Origin of the sequence: Lentibacillus amyloliquefaciens, assembly GCF_001307805.1 — a bacterium.
GTDB classification, from domain to species: domain Bacteria; phylum Bacillota; class Bacilli; order Bacillales; family Amphibacillaceae; genus Lentibacillus; species Lentibacillus amyloliquefaciens.
Window position 1 is genome coordinate 1,041,336 of record NZ_CP013862.1, and the last position, 12,841, is coordinate 1,054,176.

Here is a 12,841-nt window from a genome sequence, read left to right on the forward strand (position 1 = left end):
CAACCCCTAACGAAGCAGAATTGTTATATTGCTTGCAGCAACTAAGATGACGATTGACAGAAAAAACATTAATGTGACAGCCAAAAGACAAGCTAAAATCAAAACGATATACTTGCTGATCGTATCCAGCGTTGTAATCACCGGGCCATCCCCGATCGGCTGCAATACAGCTGCTGCCAGCTTATAAATCAGTGCAATGGCAAATATTTTAAGAGCGGGAAAAATGGCGGCCAATAAAATAATGACAACACCGACAATACCGACAGCATTCTTGAGCAACAACGATGCGCTTAAAATTGTATCTGTTGCATCTGTAAATGTTCTGCCGACAACCGGTATAAAATTGCCGGTAATGAATTTGGTGGTTTTCATAGCCACGCCATCCTGCACAGCACTTGACGCTCCCTGGACGGACATAACCCCTAAGAACACTGTGAGAAAAACACCTAAAGCTCCCATGCCGATTTGTTTAAATAGATTGGCAAGATTCGTTACTTTATAATTTTCATTTAAACTGCTGACAATCAATAATAGTGCAGAAAGAAACAATAACGGTAAAATGAATTTGGAAACGAGTACACCGCTGACATTAATCAGGAATATGATAATCGGATGAAAGAATGCAACTGTGATAACATTGCCGAGTGTCGCCATAATTCCGAGAACAAGCGGCAATAAAGCAATCATAAAACTGCTCATTGTATCAATCGCATCATTGGCATACGATACAGCTAAATAAAAACTGTTGAGGACAAGGTAAATCAAAACGATATAAACGACATAATAAGCGATTTTGCTGACCGTGCTTTTTTCAAATGCCGTATGCATCGTTTGCAAAATACTGGAAAATAACGTCAGCATGAGCAGCGTCCCTAATAATTTTCCGTTAAGGATCAGCTCGTGCAGTAAAAACTCAGCAATTCCTAAAAGCGTGTTTTTTATGGAAAAAGAGCCATTGTCTTTAACAAATTCATAGATACTCGTTTTTTCAAGCTCGGGCACAAAGCCTCCATAATCATCAACCAGCGTCTCCCAGTGCGTTTCTATCCCATCAAGCTGAACATCATTCAGCATTTGTCTTTCGATATCTTCCGGCGTCTTTTCATTTTGATCTTCGGCAGCAAAAACCGGTGTAAATCCCATCAGAAGCAGCAATATGATAATAGTTCCGGCTGCCCATTTATATTGCTTCATTCTCCGTGCGCCCCCTTTCCGGACCACGGCTAAACCGAATCAATAAACTTAAGGATTGCTTCGATAACTGCCGTAATAATAGGTATGGACAACAATAGAATGAATATTTTCCCGGCGAGTTCAACTTTTGCCGCTACCGACTGAAGGCCCGCGTCCTTTGTCAGATTAGCTCCAAACTCAGTGATATAAGCGATTCCGATGATTTTTAAAATGGTTTCCATGTACATCCCATCAATATTTGCCTTATTTCCCAACGATTCAATCAATTGAAAAATGACGCCGATTTGCTGGATGACGACCAGAAAAATCAAGATAGTCGTGACGAGAATTAATAAGAAAGCAAATGAAGCGTTAAGTTCCTTCAATACCATATAAAGTATACTGGTGATGATTCCTATAGCAACGATCTGGAAGATATCCATCTCGACCTACCCCTGAAAAAGGAATACAGACTTTATCTGCTGAAATAGATCAGAAAGCCCGTTCACAACAATGACTAAAACGATAATAAAACCTACCAGAGTGGCAAATTGGGCGATCTCCTCTTTTCCCATTTGTTTCAATATGGTGTGTATAAGTGCAACAATAATGCCGATCCCTGCAATTTGAAATAATATGGATGCATCAATAGCCATAGAAGCGCTCCTTCCTCTCTAAATAAGCAGCAGTACAATGAAAACGCCGCATAACAAGCCTAAACTTTTGGCCATTTTGCTGTATTTATACTGATCATCCTGAGCCTCATCCAGCTCACGATCAAGGTGTTTAATGGTTAAATGAATCTGTTTTTGCTGCTGGGTGAAATCATGCTGCCCAAGTGTTCTGCCAAACTGTTTCAATATTTCACCCTCACTGGCTCCAAGGGCTGATGTTGCCAATAAGGAATCTACATGTTTTGTCCATACACTGTACAGATCAACATTATGTTGTTTAAGTGATTCATCTAATTGCTTAAAAAATGAGTTTGCAGGCTGCGGAATTTGTTGTGCTATAGTGGCAAATACATCCGGTAAAGCCAGCTGGCTATATAGTATTTCCGCTTCGAGAATTTGCAGTGCATTTTTCATTTGCCGGATATGTTTCGGTCTTTCGGTTAAGAGAGTGCTGATATTAAACCCTACCAGCGTTGTGGTCCCTATGAAAAGAAGCGCGCCAATCCACTGCATTCGTTACGCACCTCGGTTTCTGATTAATGTTTTCAAACGTTTGGTTGTAAATATGATGCATCTGACCAGGTTTTGCTTGTCCATTCAATAAGACAAAGCGTTGAAAAATCTGCTGATGAAATAACGGTTGTAGCGATGGCCGTTTCATCAGCGACTCAAGTGAATCTCCATGAATGGAACAAATGACAATCACCCCGGCATTAATAGCCTCCATTAAAGCTTGTACATCAGACTCAGTCCCGATTTCATCCACAATCAATACCTCCGGCGACATTGATCTGATCATCATCATCATGCCTTCATCTTTGGGACAAGCATCCATCACATCAGTTCTTTTACCTAGGTCATGCTGGGGGAGCCCTTTTTTTGAGCCGCCGATTTCAGAGCGTTCGTCAATAATCCCGACTTTATGCGCCTTTGTTCGATTCCATCCTGAACCAATCAAACGAGCTATATCTCGTATTAAAGTGGTTTTTCCTGTCTGAGGAGGACCAATAAGCAATGTGCTGAGGTATTGATTCTTATAAATGTATGGCATAAAAGGCAATGCTGCACCGATCTTTTCGCTTGCTATCCGGATATTAAAAAAGGTTATATGCTGAATGGCTTTGACATGACCATGAACGGTATTCACTTTGCCTGATAACCCGATACGATGGCCGCCTTCTATGGTGACATAACCTTCACGAAGCTCATCTTCCATCTTGTATAACGAAAATTCACTTAACTGATTCAGAACAAAAATGCTGTCATTCTTATCCGGTCTTTTACCGTCCAGCCATTCCGTATGATCATCAAATATCAATTCGATCGGCTGCTGAATTCTGAAACGAATCTCTTGCAGTGTGCCCCAACGACCTTTCAGTGTTTTATAAATGGTTTGTCTTATATTTTCCGGGAACAATCCTAATATTTCTTCCATCACAAGTCCTCACCTTTACAATAGCTTGTTAGTAAATGTATGTTTCTCAGATTAAATTATGACTTTAGTAAGCCGCAAAGACATACAAAAAACCGGCCCTGTTTTACAGGACCGGTTTTGATCGTTTATCTTCTTCTATGCTCTTGAAACATATTTGCCTTCTGTTGTGCTGATGACCAGGGCGTCTCCTTGATTAACAAAGAGAGGAACTTGTACAGTATATCCGGTTTCTAATGTTGCCGGTTTCGTGCCTCCGCTTGCTGTATCGCCTTTCAACCCCGGCTCTGTTTCTGCGACAGTTAATTCCACGTTTTTAGGAAGTTCAACACCAATGACTTCACCTTCATACGTAATGATTGAGACTTCCATAGTTTCCCTCATGAAATTTAACTCGTTTTCAATCTGATTTGTTTGTAGTTCCAGCTGCTCAAACGTATTTGTGTCCATAAATGCGTGTGTGTCGCCTGAGGCATATAAATACTGCATCTTTCGGTTTTCAATATGTGCCCGGTTGACTTTTTCGCCAGCCCGGAATGTTTTCTCCTGAACATTGCCGTTTCGCAGATTTCTGAGTTTCGACCGTACAAAAGCGGCGCCTTTACCTGGTTTTACGTGCTGAAAATCAATGACCTGCCACGCATCGTTATCCAGTTCAATCGTTAGCCCAGTCTTAAAATCGTTCACGGATATCATATTTAAGTCCTCCTTTTTTATCTGTTAGGCTCTTTTCGTAAATTTTGTTGCTCTTTAATCTCGCAGTTGATAAAAACTGCGACGTAGTGAAAATTCTGCCTTCTGATTACCGTTAAGTACTTAAAGACGCTCCGGCAATAAAACCCGCTTTCCATGGGCACGGCCTCAGCCTCCTCGAAAAGCGTTCTTTGCGAGCGAGGAGGCTCGTGGTGAGCCCACTCAAAAGCTGAGCAATTCTGAGCTGCGTCGCCAGAAAGCATTCCCAAATAATCAAATAATACTTTACGTCGCGGTTTATCCCGCATCTAAAGTTCAGTAACCCACCAAAATACGGCGGCTAACTGAACCTAAATGCCCGATTCTGTTCAACTAACATTCAGCGGAAAAGTGCGCTCCGCTGAATGAAGTTTCACTTTATGGATTTTGTGTCACAAACAACAATCTTTTAGAAAACTGCCATCTGTTAAGACTTATTCTACTATCTACTATAGCCGGACCAGTTCTTTTGATGCGCGGGTAAGGCGTTCACTGCCTGTTTCTGTTATAACGATATCATCTTCAATGCGGCAGCCCCCGACATTTGGCACGTAAATACCCGGTTCGACTGTTACAACCATACCAGGTTCCAATTTTTTTTCAGAGCGAAATGACAACGCAGGTCCTTCATGCACTTCCATACCAAGCCCGTGGCCGGTTGAATGACCGAAATAATCGCCAAATCCTTTATCATTAATATAATTTCTCGTCAGTGCATCAGCTTCCTTGCCGGTCATACCCGGCTTAATGCCCTCAACACCACGAAGCTGAGCCTCAAGAACTGTATTATAAATATTTTTCAGTTCATCACTGATTTCATCGACTGCTACCGTCCTTGTCGTATCCGAGCAATAACCATCTAACAGCGCGCCGTAGTCCATTGTAACCAATTCGCCGGACTGAATTTCTTTTTCAGAGGCAACACCATGCGGAAGAGCCGCCCGGTAACCCGATGCAACAATAATATCAAAACTGGATGATGTTGCTCCTTGCCTTCGCATAAAAAATTCAAGCTCATTTGAGATATCAACTTCTTTTACACCCGGCTTAATGTAATGTTGGATGTGACTAAACGCATCATCAGCTATTTTAGCCGCCCGTTTTAAACACGCGAGTTCATCATCTGATTTGATGAGACGGAGGCTTTCCACAAGCCCGCTGACAGGTGTTAGTTCCGCATCGAAAGTTTCTTTATATTTTTCATAAACGGAAAAGGTTGTATGGTCTTTTTCAAATCCGATCCTTTTCACACCCATCTGATTTAGTTGAGCATTTATTTCTTCATGGATCGGTTGTTTATGTTCAACAACTGTAAACTCAGTTGCTTGTTCATTTGCCTGTTCTATGTAGCGGAAGTCAGTAATAAAGCGTGCATCCTTTTGACTGATGACTGCAGCACCGGCCGTTCCAGTAAAGCCGGTCAGATATCGCCTGTTGACGGGACTATTAATTAAAATGGCATCAAGATTCTCATTTTCTAATTTTTGACGAAGTAGAGCTAATTTCCCCATGTGATCATTCCTTTCTATATATCTTCCAGGAAGGCTTGTAATGCCAGCCGGTAACTCTTTCTCCCAAAGCCGACTATTTGTCCATGACATACCGCAGCAAGCATCGATTGATGTCTGAAATCTTCACGCTGGTGAATGTTAGAAATGTGCACTTCGATGACGGGAACATTAATCGCAGCAATTGCATCACGCAAAGCAATACTCGTATGTGTGTAGGCGGCAGGATTAAAAATGATTCCATCATATGACAATTCATTCGCACGGTGCAGCGAATCGACCAACGCGCCTTCATGGTTAGACTGAAAGCAGTCCAGTTCACCGCCGCCCGACTCTACTAAATCGGTCAGCTCTTTCTCAATTGACTGTAATGTGAAGTCCCCGTATACATCCTTTTCCCGTTTACCGAGCAAATTAATATTTGGCCCATTCAAAAGTAAAAAACGGCTCATTTTCATTCATCCCTTTATCATTCATAATAGGTATGGACTGTTCCAGTTTATCACAAACACAAAGGATTGAATAATGCTAAAGTCCGAAATCACTTCTGTTCCTCTCTGTTTTTCATTTTATTCAATGTTTCGTTATAGTCATATGAAATGGAATAACCGATAAAAGTGCCGTATAATATATATAAACAGATTGTTGATACGATCGTATCTGACTTCAGGTCCATCACATGCGGGATATTAGGGAAAATCGGCTGAAGCAAATAGAAAACAATCACCCAGAGAAGTATCCCATAGACTGCTCCCATCCAGAGTGTATTTATTTTTTTAAACAGCATAAAGTATATTAACGCACTCCCCAGTGAAATAACCCCAATAACCAATATCGATAAAACAGTTCCAAGCCATGTATCGATCCAATCCGCCGTGAGCCAGGAACGGAACACATAACTCCTCGGAGCGACTTCTGAAAAATTAAAATAATACAGAACCACTCCGAAAAAACCGCCAATCAGACCTCCGATAAACCCTGTCAAAAGCGATCTGGACAATATACTTACCGGCTCTTCACGCTTGTTTTGTTCCAGCTGATTGTCTTGATTATCCATAAAAACACCTCCATTCGTATTGTTGCCAAACAACGCCAATCCAATCATGCATTTAAAAGATGGGGTTGGCAGTAGCTACTTGAGCATTTTTTTAGTAAAATAGAAGGAGAAAATAAATTGTAGCAACCATGAATATCTAAAGCAGGAATGGAAACAATTAAAATAGAATTATTTTATATTCAAAAACCACAATTTCCTTAAATTTTTAATTAAAGTGATAAAAATGTGGTTCATCGTGGTATAAGAATAATAGGTGCAAAAAGAAAGGAGGATATCGGGGTGGGAAACAGTAAAGGAACCTTGGTGGTTTATGCGATTATTGGTCTGGCCGTAATTGGGGTCATCACACAATTGTTCAGCAATACAGCTTCCTTTCTGACAAGTATTTTTACAATGCTTGGATTTGGTATCGTTATTTTTGCTTTACTCTACTTTTTCATTTTCAGAAAAAGGAGTGGGGCATCCTCTAATGAAACGAAAAAGTATAAACAAGCAGTGAAACAATCAAAAGCCAAGTATAAGCAGCAGCCGCAACAAACTAAATCATCCTCATCTTCTAAACGTGAAAAATCGTCTCCGTTTAAAAAGAAATCAGGTAAACGTCCCTCCCATCTGCGGGTCATTGATGGGAATAAATCCAAAAGAAAAAACCGGGCCAGCCTTTGAACTGGTCCGGTTTTTATTTGGGCCAATGCTTTAGAAATGCCTCAGCTCTATTGTGCCCAATCTGAATCAATATTTCCTTTGTATCCCGATTAAGCTTAAAATCCGTTGTATCCACGTGCTCAACCGGTATAAAAATAATATTATTCTGATCTGATTTTGACACGTAACGGGCGTCATGAGCATGCATCATCGTTGAAAATAAACCATGAAACATATCAAGGGCATTGCGGATTTCGCGCGGCTTTTCATTCTCCGGAGAGCCACTTAATTTGATACCTAAAACCGGACGTGCATTCCGGTTGTTTTCATTTTTAAAAATCCATAGTGGAAAGTTGCTCAATAGTCCGCCATCAACAATCAAGCTTTTTTTGTTCGATTTACCGGGCAATTTTTTTGGCATAAAAAAATAGGGAAAGCCTGAACTCATTCTAACCGCCTTGGCAACAGGAAAGTAATCCGGATTAATACCATAGATTCTTTCCAGATCATCCGGGATAACAACCAGCTTACCAAGTGATATATCACTGACAACCACTCTCAAATAACCAGGCTTCAACTCGCCGAATGTATATATGCTTTTTGCTGCCAGAAGCTTGTAAATCCATTTTTCCAGTCTGTCGCCTTTATACAGCCCGAGTTGAAAATAGAGGTTTAACCATTTGGAGAAGGGAATTAGTGTAGTCCACTTAGGAGGGTCCAAGAGTTTTGCAGTATTCAGTTTCTGGAAATTCGCTTCCATCTCTTCAATGGAATAATCGGCTGCGATCAGCGCTGCCAAAATAGCTCCCGCTGATGAGCCTGTCACTCGTTCAAACGAATGATTCCATGCGTTAATCCCCTGCAGTGCTCCCAGAAATGCATATGCTTTAACACCGCCGCCTGAAAAAACACCATCAATCTTCATCTGCTCTCTCCCTGATGTGCCTTATTATTATATATTTAAGTACACAACAGGAAAAATAGAACACAAACTTATAATTGATATGAATTATTCTGCGTTTGACTGTGTGATGTTTCGCAATTCATTGATACGTTCATCTCCAGCTCTGAAATATTGAACCAGATTGCCTATTCTGTCAATTGAATTCCAGCTGAGATGATGTTCAATCCCTTCCACATCTTCATATATTTTATCACCGTCAACACCGATGATTTCCAGAAATTCTTCCAGTAATTCATGGCGGTAGACAAGACGCTCCCTAGTTTTTTCCCTTTCGTTGTCAAAATGAATCCTCTATATTTTTCGTAGTTAAGATAGCCATCTTTATCCAGTTTCTGTACCATTTTTGTAACAGAGGATGGATGAACAATTAATGCTTCCGCAATATCAGACACACGCGCGTAGCCTTTTGACTCCATTAAATTGTGGATTTGTTCAATATAGTCCTCCATACTCGGCGTTGGCATCGAATCACTCACTTTGCATGAATAATTTTTTATCTGGTGCAACAATGTTTCTCTTTAAAAGCATACAATATATTATTGGCTGAGACAAGCTTAAATACGCTCTAGATTCCTGTAGCAATAGAAGTTATGGATCTTGCAGCACATAAATATTTTTTATCCGAATGCTTCTTAAGAATATTGATTGTTTTGCTCCTCCGGAGACAGCTGATTTTCAGAAATCAGAATTAACTAAATAAGGAACCGGTTAACAGCCGGTTCCTTATTTATACTGGATTTATAATCCGCATTTTAGTTGTGCGCCGCAGCTTGTGCATGTGTTGCAGCCGCCAATATCCTCGATGTTTCCGTTTCGGCAGACAGGGCATGTATCCCCGATTTCAGAGCCGATGGAAACATTCGTTTTGTCCAATTCCTGAACAGTATCCATCAATACAACTTTTGGTTTTTCGTCTTCAAAAAGCTCAGCTTGTTCACCCGAAGCATTCTCTTCCGCTTTCAAGGTCAGAACTTGTGTGTCACGGCTTCCGTCGACGTAAACCGTTCCACCTTTTGCACCACCGTTATATAATCTGCGGTAGACACTCTCGACCTGATCAACGGTATATCCTTTAGGGGCATTAACGGTTTTTGAGATAGAACTGTCCACCCATTGCTGAATAACACATTGCGTGTCTGCATGTTCTTCGGGTGAAAGATCCATAGCGGATACGAACCATTTCGGAAGATCGTCCGGATCCTGGTCGGGATGTTCATCCAGATATTCCTGGACAATATCCGCATTGACTTCAATGAATTTCCCTAACCGGCCGCTTCTAAAGTACGAAAAGGAGAAATATGGCTCCAACCCTGTGCTGACGCCGGCCATTGTGCCAGTCGAACCCGTTGGCGCAACAGTTAATAAGTGCGAGTTGCGAATACCATATTCTAATATATCTTTTTTAATATCTTCCGGCATTTTTTTCATGTAGCCGGTGTTAATGAATGCTTCTCGAAGCGATTTAGTTTCGATCTCTGAATCACCTTCCAAGAAAGGAAAGCTTCCTTTTTCCTTCGCTAATCCAATTGATTCACGATAAGCAGTGGTTGCAATCGTTTCGAAGATTTGGTCCACCAGTTTATTACCTTCCGTTGAACCATACTCTGTTTCACAATAGATTAACAAATCATGCATTCCCATAACACCTAAACCTATCCGTCGCTCGCCAAGTGCTTGTTTTTTGTTCTCTTCCAAAAAGTATGGTGTAGCGTCAATAACGTTATCTTGCATACGCACACCGGTTCTGACTGTCTGCTTTAACTTTTCAAAGTTGACAGATTTTGAATCTTTGTCAGCCATTTCAGCCAGGTTAACGGCTGCTAAATTACAAACAGAATATGGTGCAAGCGGTTGTTCCATCCGTTATATTCCAGGTTCTTTATCCTGGACTTCTCCATTTTTCAATGGAGTGTCGGACTATATCTTTACTTCAAACATTTTAACCGTCTGAAGCATCGGACGCTCGTGGCCATTTCATCACTGTTCCAGTGGTATATGACTAGTCTCTGAACCTTCTAACCATCCCTGGCTAGCTTGGCTGCTGATTGGCCTAGGTTTAACCCCTTAGCTTCCCAGCAATTCATCCGATTTTTTACGTGAGGCAAACTGTGCCACTTTACCACACGGATTTGTTGCAACGACCTGGTCACCATAAGCTTGCGCATTCGTCATTTCGTTGGCATTGTCAATAAAGAAAATACCCGGTTCTGCCGAATAAGTCGCGCAAATGTTAATCAGGTTCCATAATTCCTTGGCTTTAATACGCCGGTAAACCCGAATGCCATACCCCATCTCTTCCCATTTACGAACATCGCCTATGTCATGCCATTTTTCATTGTATGCCTTCATTTCTTCTTCAGAGTAGTTTTCAACATCGGGGAAACGAAGCTCATACACCTCATCATTTTCCACAGCTTCCATGAAATCTTTTGTGATGCAGACTGAAATATTGGCGCCGGTTAAGAACTCAGGATTATGAACATCGTACGTTCCGCCGGTAACCAGTTTTTGTTCCGCTTCACGGATGGCAGCCTGTGTGAAACCGCCTTGTCCCGGCATTGACCGGTAATTGACAATACTCTGGTAAAGATCGGATTCAGTTTCAGTTAACGGTGTGAATTTCAGTTTTTCTTCTGCAAGGGTTTTAATTTGTTCATCCTCTGTGTTTTCAATCAAATAACGCAAAATTCGCGGATTCTGCATTTTTGAAATGATAAATTCAATAATATCAGGATGAGAATCAACTAACATAATCATTTGGGCTCCACGTCTTGATCCGCCCTGTTCTACAAGATGAGTCAGTTTGGCAATATCATCAAGCCAGGACACCGAGCCGGATGATTTTCCATTTACGCCTCTTGCCAGTGCGTTCCGGGGTCTCAGTGTCGAACCATTCGTACCGACACCGCCTCCCCGGGACATAATCTCCATCACCTGTTTGCGGTGATCTGAAATACCTTCACGCGAGTCTTTAATATTTGGCATGACATAGCAGTTGAAATACGTCACATCCGTATCTGCTCCTGCACCGTATAGTACGCGACCTGCAGGAATAAAGTTCATCCTGCTCAGTTCTTCGTTGAATTTTTCATACCATTCATTCTGTTTATTCTTTGTTGTCTCAACATTTGAAAGCCCTGTGGCATTTCGTTGAGCTATCTGTTCATAATAAACTTCAAGCGGTTTGTCTATCACACTGAGAGAGCGTCTGATAATTCCTGTGGAAGCTTCTTCTTCATCATCAAGCACTGAAATAAAATCAGAATCAACTTTAATCATTGCTTCATTGTTATTCCAATCAACAGACTTAACAAACCCAAGTCCGCGGGCAGGAAACTTAGGGTCGGCCTTAACGGTCAACACAACAAAATCGCCTGCTTTTAACGTCGTCTTTGCGGTATCTTTAAATGCATATCGATCAAGCATTACCAGCCTTGATACACCTTTATGCGTTAATGTCATATCATCTGTAACCGGGTGTACTTGCGGGAACATTTTTATATCTTTGTTCAATGCTTGTACATCAATCCTATGCCGGCTTTCAACAGCAGTCGACATAATGCGTTCACTTCCTTTCATAAATGTGCTATTATAAACATACCACATTTTGAAAGAAATAAACAAGATATAGTGCACATTTTTATTTAACAGTACAATATATGGTGTTAAGACCACACTAATCATGATTTGTCAACACCAAAAAAGCATTAATAAAACGAGATAAAACAAGAAACACAACGTTTGTGCCGAAATATATAATGTTTTTGCTGTTTTTTAAACTTTACCATTCAGATCCATAGAAGAACATTCGACAAACACCGCCACTAGTGTCATCATATTTATATCAATCAAACAAATAAAATCCAGTTCAATAAAAATACTTTGAAAAAATGTTAAATCCGCCATATAATAGGTGTTGGAGAGATTTAGATTGACGGGGGAGTCAAAATGGAATTTTTAATCATAGCAGCTGTAGTTCTTCTCGCAGTCGGGATGTTCCGGTATTTCAGGCAAAAAAACTATTTGAAAACTTTAACAGAGGATCAGTTCCGCGAAGGCTACCGAAAAGCACAACTTATTGATGTGCGCGAACCAAACGAATTTGATAAAGGGCATATACTTGGCGCACGAAATATACCACTGACACAAATGAAACAGCGGCTGGTCGAGCTGAGAAAAGATAAACCGGTTTATCTTTATTGCCAGGGAGGTTCAAGATCAGGGAGAGCTGCACAACTGCTCCACAAGAAAGGCTATGAAGATATTAGCCAGCTTAAAGGCGGTTTTAAAAAGTGGACAGGCAAAGTGAAATCAAAGTAACTTAAAGTGCGTGTTCAAAAAGGAGGATAAAAAGGACCGAGAAGTTCGAGGCGGCGAAGCTCCCGGTACCGGAACGTATGCATTTAATACGTGAGGAACGGAAAAGCAAGCCAACTAGAAACACCGAAGTGTCATTTTTACCGGACTTTTTGAACAACCTCTTAAAGCATATAACAAATGAGGCTGGGACAAAACCCAGTAAAATTGAAAAAGCGTGGTACTTATCGATTAGGTAATGTACCACGCTTTTTTTATATTATCGTTAATTTTTAGTAAACAAAAAGGATCGCCTCTGATAAAATTAAAGTAACCACACAATAACCATCGGAGGGATCC

13 protein-coding genes and 2 pseudogenes are annotated in these 12,841 nt (G+C 40.9%); 2 read left to right on the plus strand and 13 right to left on the minus strand.

What is annotated here, in order from left to right:
- Positions 1-6 precede the first annotated feature (6 nt).
- The 9 genes from spoIIIAE to AOX59_RS05225 all read right to left on the minus strand — a co-directional run bounded on the left by spoIIIAE (position 7) and on the right by AOX59_RS05225 (position 6,576).
- Positions 7-1,194 carry a stage III sporulation protein AE gene (gene spoIIIAE / locus AOX59_RS05180; RefSeq protein WP_068442814.1) on the minus strand — a complete coding sequence of 396 codons (1,188 nt, stop codon included), beginning with the start codon at positions 1,192-1,194 and terminating at the stop codon, positions 7-9.
- Positions 1,195-1,223: 29 nt separating this feature from the next.
- Positions 1,224-1,616, minus strand: coding sequence for a stage III sporulation protein AD (gene spoIIIAD, locus AOX59_RS05185; protein WP_068442818.1), 393 nt, complete (start codon positions 1,614-1,616; stop codon positions 1,224-1,226).
- Between the two features lie 6 nt (positions 1,617-1,622).
- Positions 1,623-1,829 (minus strand): stage III sporulation protein AC, encoded by a 207-nt coding sequence (gene spoIIIAC / locus AOX59_RS05190; RefSeq protein WP_010530955.1) that lies wholly within the window; start codon positions 1,827-1,829, stop codon positions 1,623-1,625.
- Between the two features lie 18 nt (positions 1,830-1,847).
- Positions 1,848-2,360, minus strand: a complete 513-nt coding sequence (spoIIIAB, locus tag AOX59_RS05195) for a stage III sporulation protein SpoIIIAB (RefSeq protein ID WP_068442821.1) — start codon at positions 2,358-2,360, stop codon at positions 1,848-1,850.
- Entirely contained in the window at positions 2,305-3,282 is a 978-nt protein-coding gene (gene spoIIIAA / locus AOX59_RS05200; RefSeq protein ID WP_068442823.1) for a stage III sporulation protein AA, read from the minus strand. Before spoIIIAA ends, spoIIIAB begins: the two co-directional genes overlap by 56 nt.
- 135 nt (positions 3,283-3,417) lie before the next feature.
- Complete coding sequence (gene efp, locus AOX59_RS05205) at positions 3,418-3,975, minus strand: elongation factor P (RefSeq protein ID WP_068442826.1); 558 nt, start codon at positions 3,973-3,975, stop codon at positions 3,418-3,420.
- A 485-nt stretch (positions 3,976-4,460) separates the two neighbouring features.
- Entirely contained in the window at positions 4,461-5,522 is a 1,062-nt protein-coding gene (locus tag AOX59_RS05215) for a M24 family metallopeptidase (protein ID WP_068442831.1), read from the minus strand.
- Between the two features lie 14 nt (positions 5,523-5,536).
- Positions 5,537-5,971 (minus strand): type II 3-dehydroquinate dehydratase, encoded by a 435-nt coding sequence (aroQ, locus tag AOX59_RS05220; RefSeq protein ID WP_068442835.1) that lies wholly within the window; start codon positions 5,969-5,971, stop codon positions 5,537-5,539.
- Between the two features lie 89 nt (positions 5,972-6,060).
- The gene (locus tag AOX59_RS05225; RefSeq protein WP_068442839.1) at positions 6,061-6,576 is read right to left on the minus strand and encodes a YqhR family membrane protein; all 516 of its coding nucleotides are present in this window, start codon (positions 6,574-6,576) and stop codon (positions 6,061-6,063) included.
- 279 nt (positions 6,577-6,855) lie between these two features.
- Between AOX59_RS05225 and AOX59_RS05230 the strand changes: the two genes are divergently transcribed.
- Entirely contained in the window at positions 6,856-7,242 is a 387-nt protein-coding gene (locus AOX59_RS05230; protein WP_068442841.1) for an SA1362 family protein, read from the plus strand.
- Between the two features lie 13 nt (positions 7,243-7,255).
- On the opposite strand, the gene AOX59_RS05235 is transcribed toward AOX59_RS05230, so the two are convergent.
- From AOX59_RS05235 to AOX59_RS05250, 4 genes and pseudogenes are all read right to left on the minus strand, one after another.
- Entirely contained in the window at positions 7,256-8,146 is an 891-nt protein-coding gene (locus AOX59_RS05235; RefSeq protein ID WP_068442844.1) for a patatin-like phospholipase family protein, read from the minus strand.
- Between the two features lie 84 nt (positions 8,147-8,230).
- Positions 8,231-8,649, minus strand: a pseudogene (mntR, locus tag AOX59_RS05240) (transcriptional regulator MntR).
- Positions 8,650-8,923: 274 nt separating this feature from the next.
- Positions 8,924-10,042: pseudogene (locus tag AOX59_RS05245) on the minus strand (hypothetical protein); the annotation flags it as partial.
- A gap of 207 nt (positions 10,043-10,249) precedes the next feature.
- Positions 10,250-11,743 carry a vitamin B12-dependent ribonucleotide reductase gene (locus tag AOX59_RS05250; RefSeq protein WP_082684290.1) on the minus strand — a complete coding sequence of 498 codons (1,494 nt, stop codon included), beginning with the start codon at positions 11,741-11,743 and terminating at the stop codon, positions 10,250-10,252.
- Between the two features lie 390 nt (positions 11,744-12,133).
- Between AOX59_RS05250 and AOX59_RS05255 the strand changes: the two genes are divergently transcribed.
- The gene (locus AOX59_RS05255) at positions 12,134-12,505 is read left to right on the plus strand and encodes a rhodanese-like domain-containing protein (protein WP_068442847.1); all 372 of its coding nucleotides are present in this window, start codon (positions 12,134-12,136) and stop codon (positions 12,503-12,505) included.
- Positions 12,506-12,841: the final 336 nt, after the last annotated feature.

Excerpts from the sequence above, each read along its gene's own strand:
- spoIIIAA (WP_068442823.1), bottom strand. The coding sequence starts at position 3,282 with ATGGAAGAAATATTAGGATTGTTCCCGGAAAATATAAGACAAACCATT.
- AOX59_RS05215 (WP_068442831.1), bottom strand. The coding sequence starts at position 5,522 with ATGGGGAAATTAGCTCTACTTCGTCAAAAATTAGAAAATGAGAATCTT.
- spoIIIAC (WP_010530955.1), bottom strand. The coding sequence starts at position 1,829 with ATGGCTATTGATGCATCCATATTATTTCAAATTGCAGGGATCGGCATT.
- spoIIIAB (WP_068442821.1), bottom strand. The coding sequence starts at position 2,360 with ATGCAGTGGATTGGCGCGCTTCTTTTCATAGGGACCACAACGCTGGTA.
- AOX59_RS05235 (WP_068442844.1), bottom strand. The coding sequence starts at position 8,146 with ATGAAGATTGATGGTGTTTTTTCAGGCGGCGGTGTTAAAGCATATGCA.
- AOX59_RS05250 (WP_082684290.1), bottom strand. The coding sequence starts at position 11,743 with ATGTCGACTGCTGTTGAAAGCCGGCATAGGATTGATGTACAAGCATTG.
- spoIIIAE (WP_068442814.1), bottom strand. The coding sequence starts at position 1,194 with ATGAAGCAATATAAATGGGCAGCCGGAACTATTATCATATTGCTGCTT.
- AOX59_RS05255 (WP_068442847.1), top strand. The coding sequence starts at position 12,134 with ATGGAATTTTTAATCATAGCAGCTGTAGTTCTTCTCGCAGTCGGGATG.
- AOX59_RS05225 (WP_068442839.1), bottom strand. The coding sequence starts at position 6,576 with ATGGATAATCAAGACAATCAGCTGGAACAAAACAAGCGTGAAGAGCCG.
- spoIIIAD (WP_068442818.1), bottom strand. The coding sequence starts at position 1,616 with ATGGATATCTTCCAGATCGTTGCTATAGGAATCATCACCAGTATACTT.
- efp (WP_068442826.1), bottom strand. The coding sequence starts at position 3,975 with ATGATATCCGTGAACGATTTTAAGACTGGGCTAACGATTGAACTGGAT.
- aroQ (WP_068442835.1), bottom strand. The coding sequence starts at position 5,971 with ATGAGCCGTTTTTTACTTTTGAATGGGCCAAATATTAATTTGCTCGGT.